A 17,785-nucleotide genomic window follows, 5' to 3' on the forward strand; every position below is an offset into this window, starting at 1 on the left:
CATCCATTCCGAAACACGGTTGGCTGGAGTCAGTCCGCACCCGAAGGAGAAGCGATGCGCGCCACCGTCATGTACGCCGCCGGAGACGTCCGCGTGGAGGAGTTCCTGGACCCCGTGATCGAGCAGCCGACCGATGCGGTCGTGCGGGTCGTGCGGTCGTGCATCTGCGGATCCGACCTGCATCCGTACCACAAGCGCACCGCGGCGGACGGCCGCACCACCATGGGCCACGAGTTCGTCGGCATCGTGGAGGACATCGGCGACGACGTGACGACCGTGAAGCCCGGCGACTTCGTCATCGGGCCGTTCGCCTGGTCCGACGGGACGTGCGAGTTCTGTCGTGAGGGGCTGCAGACCTCCTGCGTGCACGGCGGGTTCTGGAACAACGGCCGCGGAGTGCTCGGCGGTCAGGCCGAGGCGGTCCGCGTGCCGCAGGCCGATGGCACGCTGGTCGCGGTGCCGGGGGTCGACGAGTCCTCCCCCCTCCTGCCGTCGCTCCTCACCCTCTCGGACGTCTACGGCACGGGCTGGCATGCGGCAGTCCGCGCGGGCGTGACGGAGGGCGACACGGTCGTCGTGGTCGGCGACGGAGCCGTGGGTCTCCTCTGCGTGCTCTCGGCGCGTCGGCTCGGCGCCGAGCGGATCATCCTCATGGGCCGTCACGAGGACCGCACCGAGCTCGGCCGCCGGTTCGGGGCGACGGATGTCGTCTCCCAGCGCGGCGAGGAGGGCATCGCCGCCGTGCGCGAGCTGACCCCCGACGGCTACGGAGCGAAGCGCGTACTCGAGGCCGTCGGCTATGCGCCCGCCTTCGAGCAGGCGATCGGCGTCGTGCGGCCAGGCGGGGTCATCAGCCGCGTCGGCGTGCCGCAGTACGTGGAGGCGCCTGTCGGCGGTCCGGTCTTCTACCGGAATGTCACGGTGACCGGCGGTCCGGCGCCCGTGCGCGCCTATATCGAGCACCTGCTGCCGTCTGTGCTGGACGGATCGGTGGACCCCGGACTCGTGTTCGACCGGACGATCGCGCTCGAGGACGTCGCCGACGGCTACCGCGCGATGGACGGCCGTGAGGCGCTGAAGGTCATGATCGCCTGATCTCCGCTGTGGGACGCGTGGCACGATGAGGGCATGACCGACGTGCCCGAGATCTCGGCACTCGCGATCAATGTCGCGATCCCTGAGCAGCTGCAGTGGACCGACGAACGGCGGGGGGAGGCCTTCCGCCTGCTCACGATCACCGTGCGGATGCTTCCCGACGGCACGCTCGCGGCGAAGGCGTACGGCAGGCCGGTCGCCGGCGGACGGGGCGGTTACGTGTCTTTCCGCGTGCCCGACCGCCCCGAATTCACGGAGCTCATCGAGTCCGCGGCCACCCGCGCCGGGGCGTTGTGGTCCGCTCACGGCGGCCTCGGCCGCGCGGTGGCCGAAGGCACCTGAACGCCCGCCGAAGGGCCGTCGTCGCGCGCGACGTAGACTGGAGGCATCCCCTCTTTCCGAACGAGGAACTCCCGTGCCGTCACGCCCTGCCGCGCGCACCCTCGAGGTGCGCCACCTGCAGCTCATCCGCGCGCTGCTGGCAGCCGTCGCGGCGATCATGATCACCTTCAGCGCCGACCACGGCGCGGGCTACGGGCTGTCCGTGTTCAGCGGCTACGTGGTGACGCTCGGCCTGGTCCTGCTGCTGGGTGCGTGGATGATCTACCGCAAAGGCTCCCGCGCCGCGGTCCTCAGCATCGGCATCCTGTCCCTCGTCGCGGGAATGGTCACGGGCGTTCCCGTCTACCGCTCGATCACCTTGTTCTTCGTGGTCGTGATCGGCTGGGCTCTCGTGTCCGGACTCATCGAGGGCATCTCGGGACTGCGAGGGATGCGTCGCGCCGCGGCGTCCGGCGATCGGATCGCCCGTTCCGACGCTCGTGACGGCCTCGTCGTCGGCGCGATCACCGTCCTGCTCGGCCTCGGCCTGCTGCTGGTTCCCGCGCAGTACAGCCTGAACTACGTCATCGCCGAGGCCCACCGGAGCTTCACGCTCACCGGCATCGCGATCGCCGTCGGCATCTTCGGCGGCTATGCGGCCGTCGTCGCGGTCTACCTCGGCATCGCCGGCCTGTCGCCCCGCCGCTCGGCGCCCGTCGTCGATGCTGCGCAGGTCGCGGCCCACCCCGACTCGGAGGAGTCCGCATGAGCGACCACCCCACGCGCCGCGATCTGATGAAGCCCGTCCAGCTGCTCGGGCTGGCCTTCCTCGCCGCCGCGTTCGCGTTCGTCGTGACGCTGATCTCGATGGGCTTCTTCCAGCAGCGCTTCCGGGACCAGTCGCTGCACGCGCTCCAGGTCGCGGGCATCGTCGGTGGCATCACGTTCATCGCGACGCTGCTCATCATCGCGCTGCTGATCCTCGCCGTCGACCCCGCGCAAGTGGCGAAGCCGATCGACCGGGCTGTGCTGCTGCCTCCCGAGGACGAGACGGCACGGGATGCGTCGGCCCCCACCGCCACTCAGGCGAACACCGCGCAGACCACCGCAGCGCCCACCGAACCCGGCACGCCGAAGCCCGCCGAGGGCGAGGAGCCTCGCCGCTCCTGATCTCCGGGCGGGCGTTCGCCGTTCCACGTGAAACGGCGTCGGCGCTCGGGATTCGGGCGTCGGCGATCAGCACTCGCCTCAGGCGTCGGCGACCAGCTCTGCGGCGAGGCCGGTGTAGCCGGCGGGCGTGAGGGCGAGCAATCGCTGCTTCGCCGCATCCCCGATGTCGAGTCCGCGCACGAACTCGGCGAGCTCGGCAGCGCCGACGCGCCGCCCGCGGGTGAGGTCCTTGAGCAGCGCGTAGGGGTCCGAGATCGACGACCGGCCCGCCACGATCTCTGCGCGCACCACCGTCTGGATCGCCTCCGCCAGCACTTCCCAGTTCCCGTCGAGGTCGTCCAGGAGCACCTGCTCGGACAGCGAGATCTCGCCGAGCCCGCGCAGGAGGTTGTCGAGCGCCAGCAGCGAATGGCCGAAGGCGACGCCGATGTTGCGCTGCGTGGTCGAATCGGTGAGGTCCCGCTGCATCCGCGAGGTGACGAGGGTGGAGGCGAGCGTGGCGAACAGCCCGCCCGCGATCTCCAGGTTCGCCTCGGCGTTCTCGAACCGGATCGGGTTGATCTTGTGGGGCATCGTCGACGATCCGGTGGCTCCGGCGACCGGGATCTGCGCGAAGTAGCCGAGCGAGATGTAGGTCCAGACATCCGTCGCGAGATTGTGGAGGATGCCGCCCGCGTGACGCGCGCGGTCGTAGAGCTCGACCTGCCAGTCATGCGACTCGATCTGCGTCGTCAGGATGTTGAAGCCGAGGTCGAGCGACTCGATGAACTCGCGCGAGACGAGCGGCCAGTCGACCTGCGGATCCGCGGCGACGTGCGCAGACCAGGTTCCCGTGGCTCCCGAGAACTTCGCGAGGAACTCGGATGCCGCGACCTGCGCGGCTACGCGTTCGAGGCGCCACGCGAAGACGGCGAGCTCCTTGCCCATCGTCGTCGGCGTGGCGGGCTGGCCGTGCGTGCGGGCGAGCATCGCGGCATCCTTGTGCTGCTCGGCCATCTTCCTGAGGGCCGCGATCACCTGACGGAGCTTGGGCAGCCAGACGTCGTGCACCGCACGCTTCACCGTGAGGGCGTACGCCGTCGAGTTGATGTCCTCGCTCGTGCACGCGAAGTGCGTGAGCTCCGCGATGCCGTCCAGGCCGAGGCTCGACAGGCGGTCGCGCACGAGGTACTCGACGGCCTTGACGTCGTGACGGGTGACGGCTTCCTTCTCGGCGAGCCAGTCGATCTCCTCCTGGCCGAAGCTGAGGTAGAGGGAGCGCAGCCGGTCCTTCTGGACCTCCGACAGCCGCGACGTGCCGAACAGCGCGCGGTCGGTCAGGGCGATGAGCCACTCGACCTCGACCTCGACCCGGGCGCGGTTGAGCCCTGCCTCCGACAGGTACTCCGCGAGGGGCGCGACGGCGGCACGGTAGCGGCCGTCGAGGGGGCTGAGGGGCTGCGTGGGGAATGAGGTCACGGGAGTCCTGACGCGAGGCGAGGCCCCGGGCGCTACACCGCGGGGCGGATCGCGGGTTCGAGCTGCCGGAAGAGCGACCGGCACGCACTTTCGATCATACCGAGCACCTCGTCGAACATCTCGGCCCCGGCGTAGTACGGGTCGGGCACATCCTGGCGCCCGTGCGCCTCGGGGTCGAAGGCCAGCAGCAGCGCGATCTTCTCCTCGTCGCCCTCGCGGCGCGCCCATTGCCGCAGGATCCGCTCGTGGGTCCGATCCAGGGCCACCACGAGATCGGCGTCGGCGAAATCCGCCGCCGTGAACTGGCGCGCACGATGCGTGGCCCCGTCGTAGCCGCGGCGTTCGAGGGCCTCGATGGTGCGGGAGTCTGCGCGCTCCCCGACATGCCAGTCCCCCGTGCCCGCGCTGACCGACGAGACGCGGTCGCCGAGGCCGGCGGATTCCGCGAGCGAACGGAACACGACGGCCGCCATCGGCGAGCGGCAGATGTTGCCGGTGCACACGAAGACGACACGGAACGGGTGCCGGGGGGTCGCCGTCATACCTCGATTCTGGCCGCTCCGCGTCTCTTCCACAGCCCGCATCGAGCGAAGCCACTCCACATCGGCCGGGAGGACGGGTCGGCGGATGCGGCGCGCCCGCGACGATGGGCGGATGCCGACCCCCGACACCGACCTCATCGACGTCGTCCGCGCGCGCCTGCAGGGCATGGGACACGAGCTCGACGCGTTGCGCGCCCGGACGAGGACGCTCGCAGACGAGACGCGGTGGCGCTCCGCGGCGTTCCCGCGATTCGCCGAGCAGCTGGCGGCGCTCGGCGACGACCTCGCGCGCATCGACGCCGAGGCGGACGAGCTGCGGCACGACCTCCTGCGCGCCCGCGCCGCGTCGCTCGCCACCCCGGCGGGGGTATGCCGATGAGCGACGACATCGACATCCGCAGCGGCGGGGCGATCGCTGTCGACACCGACCGGCTGCGGGCAGGCGCCCGAGGCTGCCGCGAGGTGGCGAACAGGCTCGACGAGTTGCAGCGCTCGGCGCTGCACGAGGCCGTGCAGCTCACCGCCCGGCTCACGCTGGGTGGGGTGGTGCCCCGAGTGTGGGCGATCGCGTGGCGTCTGCAGCGAGCCGCGCATGAGGCGGCCGCCCTCGCACAGCGGCTGGCGCACCTGGCGACCGTCTACGAGATCGTCGAGCTCGACGTCGCCAGGCGAGCCGCCCGCGGGGAGGACGCCCGGCGCGTCGAGCTGCGGCTGCGCGAGCTGATCTCCGGTGACCCTGCGGCGGCGACGGATGCGCAGGGCATCGAGGCCGACTGGAAGACGGGCGGCATCGATGCGGTGGCGGGGCAGTACTCGGCGTTCGGCGTCGCCTTCGGACTCGGCGGTGCGGCGACTGTCGGCGGCGTCGTACGGGGCATGGGCACCCTGATCGACACCGTCGGCGCCGGCACGATACCCCGGAGCGCGGTGCTGGCCGGCGCGCGCCAGCCGGTGCGGCTGCGCAGGCTCGACGGGCCGCCGCATCACTTCACGCCGCCGGCGTCGCTCCAGGACGCCGCATCCCGCATCCCGCGGGGGGATGCCCGCGTCCGCGTCGAGAAGTACGCGATGCCCGATGGCAGCAACCGCTTCGCGCTGTACGTCGCCGGCACGAACACGAAGGGCGGCGCGCGCGAGGCGTGGGACTGGGACTCGAACCTCGAGCTGTACGGCGGGCGCCGCTCGGCATCCTTCGACGCGACCGAGGAAGCACTGCGCGCGGCCGGCGCCGAGCCCGGTGACGCGATCTACGAGTTCGGGCACTCCCAGGGCGGCATGATCGCCGGCCACGTCGCCCTCGAGGGCGGGTACGACACGCGTGCGCTCGTCACGTTCGGCTCACCCACCGAGGCGCAGGTGGATGCCGGCACTCTCAGCGTGCAGCTGCGGCACACCGACGATCCGGTCGCCGCGCTCGCGGGCGGCGGCTCCGCCGGACGCGTCGGCGCGGCGGACAGCGTCGTGGTCCAGCGGTTCGCCGATCCGGCTGTCGGGGTCGGCGACATCGACCTCGCGTCGCACCATCTGGACACCTACGAGCAGACGGCGGCGCTCTTCGACCGCTCCGACGACGCGCGCGCCGGTGCCGTGCGCGAGCGGCTGCACGAGCTCAGGGGCGCGGCATCCGTCCAGGCGTTCGACTTCGCCGTCGAACGGGTGTCACCGAAGTGATCCGCTCAGGCGCGGCGGTGCTTGGGGCGCAGGAAGATGCCCGCGACCCAGTTGATGATCGTGATGACCAGCGCGGCGACGACACCCCACCAGAAGCTGTCGACGCGCAGGCCCCAGTTCCACCAGTGCGTGAGCCACGCCGTCAGCCACAGGAGGAACCCGTTCACGATCAGCGAGAAGAAGCCGAGGGTGATGATGTAGATGGGGAAGGTCAGCACCCGCAGCACCGTGCCGATGAGCAGATTCACCAGCGCGAAGATCGCACCCACGATGAGGAAGGTGAGGATGACCTGCCAGACCTCACCGGGCGCGAACGGGACGACGGTGACCTCCAGCGCGGGTATCAGCGTCACGATCCAGATCGCGAACGCATTGACGACGATGCGGATGAGGATTCCCATGCGGGGAGTCTGCCACAACGGCCCGGGCTGACATCCGTTCATCGACGGCAACAAGGAGCGGATGGACGCTGATGGTGGCCTTCCTCTGGATCAACGGCGTGCGGCACGATATGACGACGGATGTGGGGTTCGACCTCGTCATCGGTGTCGCGGAGGGCGGGATCGGTCTCGAGCGGGCCGCGGCGACCATCGACGCGCACACCGTCGAGCGCGCAGCGCAGTGACGGAACCGGCCGAGCAGCGGGATGAGGGGGACGCGGCGGGATGGATGACGGTGGCGCAGACGAGACGCCGGACAACGGAGCACGCTCGGCGTCCCGGCGGGAGTTCCTGAAGCGCGCCGGAATAGGGGCTGCCGGCGCGGCCGTCGGCGCGAGCGCTGTCGGTGCGGCCTGGGCGATCTCGGAGTCCGGCACTCAGCCGACCAGCACGACGGACGACACATACGGGTTCAGCCCGCTGCCCCCGCGTCACGAGCCGGGGTTCGATCACGTCGTGGTGATCATGTACGAGAACCGCAGCTTCGACCACATCTTCGGTCGCCTCTACGCGGACCACGAGCTGAGGGCAGGCCAGCAGTTCGAGGGACTGCAGACCGGGAACTACGCGAACACCGCCCCCGACGGCACAGTCGTCCCGGCGCACGTCTACGCGGGCCCGACGGACGTCGTGATGGCTCAGCCCGACCCCGATCCCGGCGAGCATTATCCGCACGTCAACACGCAGCTGTTCGGCACCGTCGACCCGCCGGCGAACGCGGAGTTCTGGCAGAACGGCTTCGCGCCGCCGTGGAACGAGCCCGAGGACACCGCGCATCCCACCATGTCGGGCTTTGTGACGGACTACGTCGCCAACTTCCGCGCCGAGCGGGGCGTCGACCCGACCGTGGCGGAGTACTCGCGGGTCATGGGCGGCTTCTCGCGCGAGATGCTGCCCGTGTTCTCGACGCTCGCCCGATCGTTCGCCGTCTACGATCACTGGCACTGCGCGGTGCCGTCGCAGACCTTCTGCAACCGCTCGTTCTTCCACGCGAGCACGTCCCACGGGTTCGTCACGAACGACGAGGGCGGCGCGGCGAAGTGGTTGAACGCGCCGGCGGTCCCGACGATCTTCAATCGCCTCGAGGATGCGGGCAAGACCTGGCGGGTCTACTACGACGCCCGGCAGATCGTGTCCATGACCGGCTTCCTCCATGCCCCTTCGATCGAGAAGTACTGGCGGACGAACTTCCGCGGGATGGAGCAGTTCGCCGAGGACTGCCGGACAGGTCGCCTCCCCGACTATGCGTTCATCGAGCCGCGGCTGATCTTCGACCACAACGACATGCATCCGCCGGGGAGCCTGCCGGCGGGCGCGCGCGGCTATGACGCGGCGATGTCGGATGTGCGGGCTGCGGAGGTGCTGCTCGCCGACGTCTACGCGGCGGTGCGCGGGGGCCGGAGCACGACCGGCTCCAACGCGCTGAACACGGCGCTCGTAGTCACCTTCGACGAGCACGGGGGCATCTACGACCATGTGCCGCCGCCGGCCTCGTCGTCTCCGTCCGGCAGGCGCGAGCCCGGCGAGATGGGCTTCACGTTCGATCGGCTCGGCGGTCGCGTGCCGACCTTCGTCGTCTCGGCGTACACGGCCGAAGGCACGATCGTGAACGACCCGATGCACCACGCCTCGGTCATCCGGACCATCGTCGACCTGCACGGGCTCGAGCCGCTGACCCATCGCGACGACGACTCGCGCGGCATCCGGAACGCCGTCAATCTGACCATCCCGCGGCAGCCCCAGCTGTGGCCCGATGTCCCGCGCCCGTATGTTCCGCCCAACCCCGAGCACACGACCATCGCGCCGTCCGACGAGGTCCGCCGGCGCCCGCTCACGGCTCCGGCCAAAGGCCTCCTCGGCCTGCTGCTCGCGCGCTACGAACCCGAAGCGCCCGAGCCGGTGTCGTACGGCGATGCCTACGACATCCTCGACAGGCACGGCCGCGAGCTCTTCGGCGTCGGTGATTGAGCGCTCGGGGCAGCACCTTCACGCTCTCCGCGACCGCTCTTAGACTCGGACGGTGACCTCCGACATCCCCGTGAAGATCCGCCCCGAGATCGCGGCCCTCCCGCCGTACAAGCAGGGACGGCAGGCCGGCGCCGACGCGTTCAAGCTCTCGAGCAATGAGAACCCGTTCGACCCGCTTCCCGGCGTGATCGAGACGGTGCGGTCGCAGACGGCGCTCAACAGGTACCCGGACGCGACGGCGTCCCGGCTGCGCGAGCGGCTCGCCGCGCGCTTCGGCGTCACGCCCGACGAGGTGCACATCGGCGCCGGCAGCGTGTCGATCCTCGCGCAGCTCCTGCTCGCCGCCGCCGGCCCGGGCGACGAGGTCGTCTACGCGTGGCGCTCCTTCGAGGCGTACCCGGGGCTCGCCGCCGTCGCCGGCGCGAAGAGCGTCCTCGTGCCGATCACCGACGATGGGCGTCACGACCTGCAGGCGATGGCGGATGCCGTGACCGGCCGCACGCGCGCGGTCATCGTGTGCTCACCCAACAACCCGACGGGGCCCATCGTCACGCAGGCCGAGTTCGACGCCTTCGTCGAGCGCGTTCCCGCCGATGTGCTCGTCATCCTCGACGAGGCCTACGCCGAGTTCGTCACCGACGCCGATGCCGTTGACGGCGAAGAGGTGTTGGCATCCGGACGCCACCCGAACGTCGTGGTGCTCCGCACCTTCTCCAAGGCGTACGGGCTGGCGGGTCTGCGGGTCGGTTACGCCGTCGGGCACAGCCGCATCCTGGATGCCGCCCGCTCCACCGCGATCCCGCTCTCCGTCACCGCCCAGGCCGAGGTCGCGGCGCTCGCGAGCCTCGACGCCGAGGCGGAGCTGATCGAGCGCGTGGCGTCGATCGCCGTCCGCCGGGACCAGCTGGTGGCGGCCCTGCGGGAGCAGGGATGGCGCGTGCCCGACGCGCAGGGCAATTTCGTCTGGCTCAGCACAGGCGCGGAGACGCTCGCCGCGGCGCAGGCGTTCGAGGAGGGCGGGGTGATCGTCCGGCCCTTCGCCGGAGACGGCATCCGCATCAGCGTCGGCGAGGCCGAGGCCGTCGACAGGGTGCTCGAGATCGCCGCATCCGTCGTCTCGGGCCTGCCCGAAGGGCATTCCGGACGCGGAATCAGTGGGGGTCTAGCGTAGAGGGATGATCCAGCCCGCTGACCCCGCGGTCGTCCGCGTTCTGGCCGCCGATGGCACGATCGCACCGACGCCGGCGGCGGAACGGTATCTCTCCGCGATCGACGCGCTGACCGACCAGCAGCTCGAGGACTTCTATCGGGACATGGTCGTGATCCGCGCCTTCGACCGGCAGGCCACGAACCTCCAGCGGCAGGGCCAGCTCGCCCTGTGGCCGCCGAGCTACGGGCAGGAGGCTGCCCAGGTCGGCTCGGCGCGGGCCGCCCGCGCGCAGGACCACATCTTCCCGTCCTACCGCGAGCATGTGGTCGCCCGCATCCGAGGTGTCGATCCGATCGGCATCATCGGCCTGATGCGCGGCATGACCCACGGCGGGTGGAACCCGAACGACCCCGCCAACGGCAACACGCACATCTACACGCTCGTGCTCGGCTCGCAGACGCTGCATGCGACCGGTCTGGGGATGGGCCTCGTCTTCGACGGACGCTGCGGCACCGGCGACCCGGACCGCGACGAAGCCGTGATCGTCTACTACGGCGACGGCGCGTCCAGCCAGGGCGACGTGCACGAGGCGATGGTGTTCGCCGCATCCTTCCGCACCCCCGAGGTGTTCTTCCTGCAGAACAACCAGTGGGCCATCTCGGTGCCGGTCGCCACGCAGTCGCCGGTGCCGCTCGTGCGGCGCGGCGAGGGCTATGGCATGCCGAGCATCCAGATCGACGGCAACGACGTGCTCGCGAGCTACGCCGTCACCCGGGCGGCGCTGGACGAGGCGCGCGCCGGCGAGGGGCCGCGCGCCATCGAGGCCGTCACCTATCGGATGGGCGCGCACACCACGAGCGACGACCCGACGAAGTACCGCACCTCCGCCGAGGAGGAATCGTGGGCGCTGCGCGACCCCATCGTGCGCATGCACGCGTTCCTCGAGGGCAAGGGCGCGTCGGCCGCCTTCTTCGACGATGTGGATGCCGAGGCCCGCGCGGTCGCCGACGACATCCGCGAGCGCACCGTCGCCCTGGGCGCGATCCCGGTCGGCACGATGTTCGACCATGTGTACTCCGAGCCGCACCCGCTCATCGTGGAGCAGAAGGCCTGGCTCGCCGAGTACGAGGCTTCTTTCGGGGAGGGCGCATGACCATCTCGACGACCGCGGCCATCGACGACGCCGATGCCGCACCCGCGATCCAGACCATGCCGCTCAGCAAGGCGCTCAACGCCGGCCTGCGTCGTGCGCTGGCCGAGAACGACCGCGTCCTGCTGATGGGCGAGGACATCGGCCCGCTCGGCGGTGTATTCCGGATCACCGAGGGGCTGCAGGCCGAATTCGGGCCGAACCGCGTGATCGACACCCCGCTCGCCGAGTCGGGCATCGTCGGTACGGCGATCGGGCTCGCCATGGCGGGCTTCCGGCCGGTGTGCGAGATCCAGTTCGACGGCTTCGTGTTCCCCGCGTTCGACCAGATCACGTCGCAGCTCGCGAAGATCACGAACCGCCACGAGGGTGCGCTGTCGATGCCCGTCGTCATCCGCATCCCCTACGGCGGGCACATCGGTGCGATCGAGCACCACCAGGAGAGCCCGGAGGCGTACTTCACCCACACACCCGGGCTCCGGGTCGTCGCGCCGTCGACGGCGAACGACGCCTACTGGATGATCCAAGAGGCGATCGCCTCCGACGACCCGGTGATCTTCCTCGAGCCCAAGTCGAAGTACTGGCAGAAGGGCGAGGTCGACCTGACCGCCCCGGCGCTTCCGCTGCACGCCTCCCGGATCGTCCGCCGCGGCACCGACGTCACGCTCGTCGGCCACGGCGCGATGGTGACGACGCTGCTGCAGGCCGCCGCGCTCGCGGAGTCCGAGGGAGTCTCGGCCGAGGTCGTCGACATCCGCTCGCTGTCGCCGATCGACTACGGACCGATCCTCGACTCCGTGCGTCGAACGGGCCGCATGGTCTACGCGCAGGAGGCGCCCGGCTTCACGTCGGTCGGCTCCGAGGTGGCCGCGACCGTCATGGAGAAGGCGTTCTACGCGCTCGAGGCCCCGGTGCTGAGGGTGTCGGGCTTCGACACCCCCTTCCCGCCGGCGAAGCTCGAAGGCGTGTTCCTCCCGGATCCCGACCGCATCCTCGAGGCCGTCGACCGCGCCCTCGCGTACTGATGGCCGGGCGGCGGGCCGTCGTCTCCGTTCGGGATTCAGTCCCGGGCGTGCGATGTGCGCGCTGCACACGGCGTGTCGCGGCACCTGACGACCAGGCAGACTGAATCCCGAACCGCGTCCGTGCGAAAGGACAGCACATGAGCCCCCAGACGTTCGTCCTCCCCGATGTCGGCGAGGGCCTCACCGAGGCCGAGATCGTGTCGTGGCGGGTCGCCCCGGGCGACGAGGTCGCCGTCAACGACGTCCTCGTCGAGATCGAGACCGCGAAGTCGCTCGTCGAGCTGCCGTCGCCGTTCTCGGGCGTCGTGGGCGACATCCTCGTGGACGAGGGCAAGACGGTGGATGTCGGCACGGCGATCATCACGATCGAGCCGACGGTCGTCGGCTCGACGGGCTCAGGGACGGGTGCCGACGAGACGATCGGCCGCTCGGAGCACGGAGCGCCGGTCGCACCACCCGCGGCCGAAGAAGGCGGCGCCGTGCTGGTGGGCTACGGCACGGGCGGGCAGGTCACCTCCCGCCGCCGCCCCCCGCAGAAGACCGCGCAGGAGCGGGTCGAGGCCTCCGTCGGCGTCATCGCCAAGCCGCCGATCCGCAAGCTCGCCCGCGACCTCGGGGTCGACCTCGTGGCAGTCGTGCCGACGGGCCCGGCCGGCGAGGTCACGCGGGACGACGTCATGAGGCAGGCGTCGCAGGCCAGCGTGTTCCGCAACATCCAGACCCCCGAGTGGTCCGAGGTCCGCGAGGAGACGATCCCGGTCGCCTCGTCGCCGGAGCCTCTCGACGAGGCGCCGTCGACGACGTCCGCCGATGCCCGTGAAGAGACCATCCCCGTCCGCGGGGTGCGCAAGGCGGTCGCGAGCGGCATGGTCCGCAGCGCATACTCTGCGCCGCATGTGTCGGTCTGGACGGATGTGGACGCCACTCGCACGATGGAGCTCGTCAAGCGGCTCAAGGCGTCGACGGACTTCGCCGATGTGAAGGTCTCGCCCCTGCTGATCATGGCGCGGGCCGTCATCTGGGCCGTGCGTCGCACGCCCATGGTCAACGCGGCATGGGTCGACACCGACGACGGTGCGGAGATCCGCGTGCGCCACTACGTGAACCTCGGCATCGCCGCCGCGACGCCGCGCGGCCTGCTGGTCCCGAACATCAAGGACGCGCAGAACCTCAACACCCGCGAGCTCGCGCGGGCGCTCGAGAAGCTCACGGTGACCGCGCGCGAGGGCAGGGCCACGCCGGCCGACCAGCAGGGCGGCACGATCACGATCACGAACATCGGCGTGTTCGGGATGGATGCGGGCACCCCGATCATCAACCCCGGTGAGGCCGGCATCATCGCGATGGGCGCGATCCGGCAGAAGCCCTGGGTCGTGGACGGAGAGGTCCGTCCGCGGTGGGTGACGACGGTGTCGGGCTCGTTCGACCACCGAGTGATCGACGGCGACGGCATCAGCCGCTTCGTGGCCGACGTCGCATCCGTCCTCGAGGAGCCTGCGCTCCTGCTCGATTGATCCGGCGCGGCGACGGGCTGTCGCGAATCCATTTTGCTAGCTAGGCTAGCGAAATGGACGCGGAACATCTCGAACTCGGTTCACCGACCGGGCGGGAAGACGCCCTGCGGGCTGTCGAGCAGGGCGGTCGCATGCCGTCCGTGCTCGTGCTCGGCGCCACGGGGTACATCGGCGGGCGGCTGGTCCCTCGCCTGCTGAACGCGGGCTACCGGGTGCGGGTCCTGGCGCGCAGCGCCGCGCGCGTCGCGGCGTTCGACTGGGCGAACGGTGTCGAGGTCGTCGAGGGGGATGCCGCGGACGCCGCCGCGATGGCGCAGGCCGTCGAGGGCATCGACATCCTGTACTACCTCGTGCACTCGATGTCGGCGGGGAGCGGGTTCGAGGACGCCGATCGCCGCGTCGCGCAGACCGTCGCCGACGCGGCGGCCGCCGCATCCGTCTCGCGCATCGTCTATCTCGGGGGTCTGCATCCCGACGGGCCGCTGTCGCGGCATCTGCGCTCGCGCGTGGAGGTCGGCGAGATCCTCCTCGCGAGCGGCGTGCCGACCATCGTGCTGCAGGCGGGGGTCGTCATCGGGTCGGGCTCCGCGTCGTTCGAGATGGTGCGGCACCTCACCGAGGTGCTGCCGTATATGCCGGCTCCGAAATGGGTGCGCAACCGCATCCAGCCGATCGCGGTCCGGGATGTCATGCACTACCTGCTCGGGGCGGCGCGTGTGCCCGCCGACGTGAACCGGACGGTGGACATCGGCGGCCCGGACGTCCTGCGGTACGGCCAGATGATGAACGGCTACGCCGTCGAGGCGGGTCTGCCGCAGCGGCCGATCGCCGCACTTCCCGTGCTCACCCCGCGCCTCGCGTCGCACTGGGTGAATCTCGTGACGCCCATCCCGCGCTCCATCGCCCGGCCTCTCGTCGAGTCGCTGCAGCACGACTGCGTGATGCGCGATCACGACGTGGACGCGCTCATCCCACCGCCGGTGGGCGGCCTCACGCCGTACCGGCGCGCGGTCGCGCTGGCGCTGGCCCGGCTCGAGGTCGATGCCGTCGAGACGAGCTGGCAGGATGCCGAGGTCCTCGGCGTGCCGAGCGATCCGCTGCCGAGCGACCCCGAGTGGGCCGGGCGGACGGTGTTCACCGACGTCCGCGAGGAGGAGACGTCGGCCTCGCAGGAGGAGCTGTGGGCCGTCATCGTCGGCATCGGCGGCGTCAACGGCTGGTACTCCACACCGCTCCTGTGGGCGATGCGCGGATGGCTGGACAAGCTCGTCGGCGGCGTCGGGCTCGCGCGCGGCCGCCGCCGCCAGGCGAGCCTCGCCGTCGGCGACGCCCTCGACTTCTGGCGCGTGGAGGCCGTCGAGCCGGGACGGATGCTGCGCCTGCGCGCCGAGATGCGAGCACCGGGTCTCGCGTGGCTGGAGCTCTACGCCGAGCCGCACGGTGCCGGCGCACGCTACCGGCAGCGGGCGGTGTTCTTCCCCAGCGGACTGGCCGGGCGGCTCTACTGGGTGGGGCTGCTGCCGTTCCACGGAGTGATCTTCCGCGGGATGGCGAACAGGATCACGGCGACGGCCGCAGCCGATTTTGAGAACCATTATCAATAACGTACGGTGGTGGAGTGAAGAAGCTCACCCTGTTCGGAGTCGCCGCGCTCGCCGCATCCGTCCTCGCCCTCGCAGGGTGCTCGAGCGGCGCGCCCGTCGACGACGGCAACGTGCACGTCGTGGCGTCGACAGATGTCTACGGCCAGATCGCCGCCCAGATCGGGGGCGACACGGTCTCGGTGAAGTCGCTGATCTCGTCGCCCAGCCAGGATCCGCATGAGTTCGAGCCGTCGGCATCCGACCAGCTCGCCGTGAACCGTGCGGGACTCATCCTGCAGAACGGTGCCGGGTACGACGCGTTCATGACGGGGCTGATCAAGGCGAGCGGGACGAAGGCACCCGTGTTGACGGCCGCGATCTACAACAGCGCCTGGCCCGGAGGCGACCCGGCGCATGCACCCGACGGCTTCAACGAGCACGTCTGGTACGACCCGGCGACGATGACGACCTTTGCGACGGCGACCGCCGAAGAGCTCGAGAATCTCGTGCCGAACGCCTCCGCTGCGATCAAGAAGCGGCTGGCGACGTTCATCGCCGAGACGGGGACCCTCAGTGCGGAACTCCGCGATATCGCCACCAAGCACAGCGGCGAGGATGTCTTCGCCACCGAGCCCGTGCCCGTCTACATGACCGAGGCGGCAGGGCTCGTGGATGTCACGCCGACCGCGTTCAGCGAAGCGGTCGAAGCCGGATCCGACGTGCCGCCCGCGACGCTGCTGAGCGCGCGCGACATTCTCCGGAGCGGTCGGGTCAAGGTCGTGGTGGTGAACGCGCAAGCGGGCGGCGCCGAGACGACCACGGTGATCGACGAGGCGAAGCGGCTCGGCATCCCGGTCATGTCCGTCACGGAGACGCTCCCGCGCGGGCTCACCTACAGCGACTGGATGCAGCGGAACGTCCTCGCCCTCGCCAAGGCCCTGTCATGACCGCCGACCCGCTCGAGATCCCCGACCCGCTCGAGATCAGGGGTGCCGCGCTGCGGCGCGGGGGCAGAACGCTGTGGAGCGGCCTCGACCTCACGGTGCATCCGGGTGAGCTCATCGCCGTGCTCGGGCCGAGCGGCTCGGGCAAGACGACGCTGCTGAGGTCGATCCTCGGCCTGGAGCGGCTCTCCGAGGGCGAGATCGTCGCGCTCGGCACCGTTCGACAGGCTCAGGGGCCGGCCGGAAAGCCCGGCAGCCGGCGGATCGGCTACGTGCCGCAGCAGCGGCCGCTGCCGCGCGATACCGCGCTGCGCGGCCGCGACCTCGTGGGGCTGGGCGTCGACGGCCACCGCTTCGGCTTCCCGATCCCGCGGCGCGGGACGCGCACGCGGGTCGACGAGCTGATCGACGCCGTCGGCGGCACGGCGTTCGCGGATCGACCGGCCGGCACCCTGTCGGGCGGTGAGCAGCAGCGCCTGCGCGTGGGGCAGGCGCTCGCCGACAACCCCCGCCTGCTGCTGTGCGACGAGCCGCTCACGAGCCTCGACCTCGCGAATCAGCGTGCGGTCGTGACGCTCATCGACCAGCACCGCCGGGATGCGCAGGCCGGCGTGCTGCTCGTCACCCACGACATCAACCCGATCCTCGGGCAGGTCGACCGCATCCTGTATCTCGCGCACGGACGCTTCACGCTCGGGACTCCGGACGAAGTGCTGCGCACCGAGGTGCTCACGAGCCTGTACGGCGCGCCGGTCTTCGTGCTGCGCGCCGGCGGAAGGCTCGTCGTCGTCGGCGCCCCGGATGCCGAGGAGGCGCACCACCACGCCGGCGACCACGACCACGACCACGACGGGGAGGGGGCGCACGCGTGAGCTGGAACGATATCTGGAACGCGATGTTCGGCGGCCTGCCGGACTACGGCGCCATCCTCGAGCTCGTCGCGAACTCCGTGTGGGCGGGCGCGATCCTCGGGCTCGTCGGAGGGCTCATCGGCGTCTTCGTGATGCAGCGCGACATGGCGTTCGCCGTGCACGGCATCAGCGAGCTGTCCTTCGCCGGCGCCGCGGCGGCGCTGCTCTTCGGCTTCGACGTCGTGACGGGCTCGATCATCGGCTCGATCATCGCGGCGGCCATGATCGGATGGCTCGGCGCGCGCGCCCGCGACCGCAACTCGATCATCGGCGTGCTGATGCCGTTCGGGCTGGGTCTCGGCATCCTGTTCCTGTCCCTCTACAACGGGCGCAGCGCCAACCGGTTCAGCCTGCTGACCGGGCAGATCGTGTCGGTGCAGTCCGGCCAGCTCGGGTGGCTCGCCGGCATCTCGATCGTCGTGCTGCTGGGCCTGCTGCTCGTGTGGCGCCCGCTGCGCTTCGACTCGCTCGACCCGCAGGGCGCCGCAGCGCGAGGCGTGCCGGTGCGCGCCGTGTCGCTGCTGTTCATGCTGCTGCTGGGCCTGATCGTCGCCGTCTCGGTGCACATCATCGGCGCGCTCCTCGTCATGGCGCTGCTCGTGACCCCCGCTGCGGCGGCGATGCGGATCGCCGCGGGACCGCTCGCCGTGCCGCTTCTCGCCGCACTGTTCGGCCTGGTCTCGGCGGTCGGCGGCATCATGCTCGCGATCGCCGGCACGCTGCCGGTGAGCCCCTACATCACGACCGTCTCGTTCGTGATCTACCTCGTGTGCCGCGCCGTCGGCGCCCGGCGCGATCGCGTCAGCCGCGCCGAATAGCGGTCCCGCCTTCGTCCAATCGATG

Annotated in this window: 19 protein-coding genes; 16 read left to right on the forward strand and 3 right to left on the reverse strand. The window is 70.7% G+C overall.

Annotated elements, in window-relative coordinates:
- Positions 1–54: 54 nt before the first annotated feature.
- The 4 genes from SM116_RS01695 (at position 55) to SM116_RS01710 (ending at position 2,586) form a co-directional block, all read left to right on the forward strand.
- On the forward strand, positions 55–1,095 hold the full coding sequence (locus tag SM116_RS01695; RefSeq protein ID WP_320942740.1) for an alcohol dehydrogenase catalytic domain-containing protein: 1,041 nt from the start codon (positions 55–57) through the stop codon (positions 1,093–1,095).
- 33 nt (positions 1,096–1,128) lie between these two features.
- On the forward strand, positions 1,129–1,437 hold the full coding sequence (locus tag SM116_RS01700; RefSeq protein ID WP_320942741.1) for a hypothetical protein: 309 nt from the start codon (positions 1,129–1,131) through the stop codon (positions 1,435–1,437).
- Positions 1,438–1,510: 73 nt separating this feature from the next.
- The gene (locus SM116_RS01705) at positions 1,511–2,185 is read left to right on the forward strand and encodes an acyl-CoA synthetase (protein WP_320942742.1); all 675 of its coding nucleotides are present in this window, start codon (positions 1,511–1,513) and stop codon (positions 2,183–2,185) included.
- On the forward strand, positions 2,182–2,586 hold the full coding sequence (locus SM116_RS01710) for an amino acid transporter (RefSeq protein ID WP_320942743.1): 405 nt from the start codon (positions 2,182–2,184) through the stop codon (positions 2,584–2,586). Before SM116_RS01705 ends, SM116_RS01710 begins: the two co-directional genes overlap by 4 nt.
- 78 nt (positions 2,587–2,664) lie before the next feature.
- Here SM116_RS01710 and purB read toward each other — a convergent pair whose 3' ends face one another.
- Together purB and SM116_RS01720 are read right to left on the reverse strand one after the other, a co-directional pair.
- Complete coding sequence (gene purB, locus SM116_RS01715) at positions 2,665–4,044, reverse strand: adenylosuccinate lyase (protein ID WP_320942744.1); 1,380 nt, start codon at positions 4,042–4,044, stop codon at positions 2,665–2,667.
- Between the two features lie 32 nt (positions 4,045–4,076).
- Positions 4,077–4,586 (reverse strand): low molecular weight protein-tyrosine-phosphatase, encoded by a 510-nt coding sequence (locus SM116_RS01720; protein WP_320942745.1) that lies wholly within the window; start codon positions 4,584–4,586, stop codon positions 4,077–4,079.
- Between the two features lie 112 nt (positions 4,587–4,698).
- On the opposite strand from SM116_RS01720, the gene SM116_RS01725 reads away from it, so the two are divergent.
- Positions 4,699–4,965 (forward strand): hypothetical protein, encoded by a 267-nt coding sequence (locus SM116_RS01725; RefSeq protein ID WP_320942746.1) that lies wholly within the window; start codon positions 4,699–4,701, stop codon positions 4,963–4,965.
- Positions 4,962–6,257 carry a hypothetical protein gene (locus SM116_RS01730; protein WP_320942747.1) on the forward strand — a complete coding sequence of 432 codons (1,296 nt, stop codon included), beginning with the start codon at positions 4,962–4,964 and terminating at the stop codon, positions 6,255–6,257. The genes SM116_RS01725 and SM116_RS01730 overlap by 4 nt, the downstream gene beginning before the upstream one ends.
- Before the next feature lie 5 nt (positions 6,258–6,262).
- On the opposite strand, the gene SM116_RS01735 is transcribed toward SM116_RS01730, so the two are convergent.
- On the reverse strand, positions 6,263–6,658 hold the full coding sequence (locus tag SM116_RS01735) for a phage holin family protein (protein ID WP_320942748.1): 396 nt from the start codon (positions 6,656–6,658) through the stop codon (positions 6,263–6,265).
- A gap of 71 nt (positions 6,659–6,729) precedes the next feature.
- On the opposite strand from SM116_RS01735, the gene SM116_RS01740 reads away from it, so the two are divergent.
- The 10 genes from SM116_RS01740 to SM116_RS01785 all read left to right on the forward strand — a co-directional run bounded on the left by SM116_RS01740 (position 6,730) and on the right by SM116_RS01785 (position 17,760).
- Positions 6,730–6,882 (forward strand): hypothetical protein, encoded by a 153-nt coding sequence (locus tag SM116_RS01740; protein ID WP_320942749.1) that lies wholly within the window; start codon positions 6,730–6,732, stop codon positions 6,880–6,882.
- Between the two features lie 40 nt (positions 6,883–6,922).
- Positions 6,923–8,665, forward strand: a complete 1,743-nt coding sequence (locus SM116_RS01745; protein ID WP_320942750.1) for an alkaline phosphatase family protein — start codon at positions 6,923–6,925, stop codon at positions 8,663–8,665.
- 52 nt (positions 8,666–8,717) lie between these two features.
- On the forward strand, positions 8,718–9,836 hold the full coding sequence (locus tag SM116_RS01750; RefSeq protein WP_320942751.1) for a histidinol-phosphate transaminase: 1,119 nt from the start codon (positions 8,718–8,720) through the stop codon (positions 9,834–9,836).
- A 4-nt stretch (positions 9,837–9,840) separates the two neighbouring features.
- Positions 9,841–10,968 carry a thiamine pyrophosphate-dependent dehydrogenase E1 component subunit alpha gene (locus SM116_RS01755; protein WP_320942752.1) on the forward strand — a complete coding sequence of 376 codons (1,128 nt, stop codon included), beginning with the start codon at positions 9,841–9,843 and terminating at the stop codon, positions 10,966–10,968.
- Complete coding sequence (locus tag SM116_RS01760) at positions 10,965–11,990, forward strand: alpha-ketoacid dehydrogenase subunit beta (protein WP_320942753.1); 1,026 nt, start codon at positions 10,965–10,967, stop codon at positions 11,988–11,990. The genes SM116_RS01755 and SM116_RS01760 overlap by 4 nt, the downstream gene beginning before the upstream one ends.
- A gap of 137 nt (positions 11,991–12,127) precedes the next feature.
- Complete coding sequence (locus SM116_RS01765) at positions 12,128–13,504, forward strand: dihydrolipoamide acetyltransferase family protein (protein WP_320942754.1); 1,377 nt, start codon at positions 12,128–12,130, stop codon at positions 13,502–13,504.
- Between the two features lie 53 nt (positions 13,505–13,557).
- A complete protein-coding gene (locus SM116_RS01770) occupies positions 13,558–15,108 on the forward strand; it encodes an SDR family oxidoreductase (RefSeq protein ID WP_320942755.1) in 1,551 nt (516 codons plus the stop codon).
- Positions 15,109–15,122: 14 nt separating this feature from the next.
- The gene (locus SM116_RS01775; RefSeq protein ID WP_320942756.1) at positions 15,123–16,034 is read left to right on the forward strand and encodes a metal ABC transporter solute-binding protein, Zn/Mn family; all 912 of its coding nucleotides are present in this window, start codon (positions 15,123–15,125) and stop codon (positions 16,032–16,034) included.
- Positions 16,031–16,903 carry a metal ABC transporter ATP-binding protein gene (locus SM116_RS01780; protein ID WP_320942757.1) on the forward strand — a complete coding sequence of 291 codons (873 nt, stop codon included), beginning with the start codon at positions 16,031–16,033 and terminating at the stop codon, positions 16,901–16,903. Before SM116_RS01775 ends, SM116_RS01780 begins: the two co-directional genes overlap by 4 nt.
- Entirely contained in the window at positions 16,900–17,760 is an 861-nt protein-coding gene (locus SM116_RS01785) for a metal ABC transporter permease (RefSeq protein ID WP_320942758.1), read from the forward strand. The genes SM116_RS01780 and SM116_RS01785 overlap by 4 nt, the downstream gene beginning before the upstream one ends.
- Positions 17,761–17,785: the final 25 nt, after the last annotated feature.

Origin of the sequence: Microbacterium rhizosphaerae (genome assembly GCF_034120055.1) — a bacterium.
Taxonomy (GTDB): domain Bacteria; phylum Actinomycetota; class Actinomycetes; order Actinomycetales; family Microbacteriaceae; genus Microbacterium; species Microbacterium rhizosphaerae.

Excerpts from the sequence above, each read along its gene's own strand:
- SM116_RS01695 (WP_320942740.1), top strand. The coding sequence starts at position 55 with ATGCGCGCCACCGTCATGTACGCCGCCGGAGACGTCCGCGTGGAGGAG.
- SM116_RS01700 (WP_320942741.1), top strand. The coding sequence starts at position 1,129 with ATGACCGACGTGCCCGAGATCTCGGCACTCGCGATCAATGTCGCGATC.
- SM116_RS01710 (WP_320942743.1), top strand. The coding sequence starts at position 2,182 with ATGAGCGACCACCCCACGCGCCGCGATCTGATGAAGCCCGTCCAGCTG.
- SM116_RS01720 (WP_320942745.1), bottom strand. The coding sequence starts at position 4,586 with ATGACGGCGACCCCCCGGCACCCGTTCCGTGTCGTCTTCGTGTGCACC.
- SM116_RS01725 (WP_320942746.1), top strand. The coding sequence starts at position 4,699 with ATGCCGACCCCCGACACCGACCTCATCGACGTCGTCCGCGCGCGCCTG.
- SM116_RS01730 (WP_320942747.1), top strand. The coding sequence starts at position 4,962 with ATGAGCGACGACATCGACATCCGCAGCGGCGGGGCGATCGCTGTCGAC.
- SM116_RS01735 (WP_320942748.1), bottom strand. The coding sequence starts at position 6,658 with ATGGGAATCCTCATCCGCATCGTCGTCAATGCGTTCGCGATCTGGATC.
- SM116_RS01740 (WP_320942749.1), top strand. The coding sequence starts at position 6,730 with ATGGTGGCCTTCCTCTGGATCAACGGCGTGCGGCACGATATGACGACG.
- SM116_RS01745 (WP_320942750.1), top strand. The coding sequence starts at position 6,923 with ATGGATGACGGTGGCGCAGACGAGACGCCGGACAACGGAGCACGCTCG.
- SM116_RS01755 (WP_320942752.1), top strand. The coding sequence starts at position 9,841 with ATGATCCAGCCCGCTGACCCCGCGGTCGTCCGCGTTCTGGCCGCCGAT.
- SM116_RS01760 (WP_320942753.1), top strand. The coding sequence starts at position 10,965 with ATGACCATCTCGACGACCGCGGCCATCGACGACGCCGATGCCGCACCC.
- SM116_RS01765 (WP_320942754.1), top strand. The coding sequence starts at position 12,128 with ATGAGCCCCCAGACGTTCGTCCTCCCCGATGTCGGCGAGGGCCTCACC.
- SM116_RS01770 (WP_320942755.1), top strand. The coding sequence starts at position 13,558 with ATGGACGCGGAACATCTCGAACTCGGTTCACCGACCGGGCGGGAAGAC.
- SM116_RS01780 (WP_320942757.1), top strand. The coding sequence starts at position 16,031 with ATGACCGCCGACCCGCTCGAGATCCCCGACCCGCTCGAGATCAGGGGT.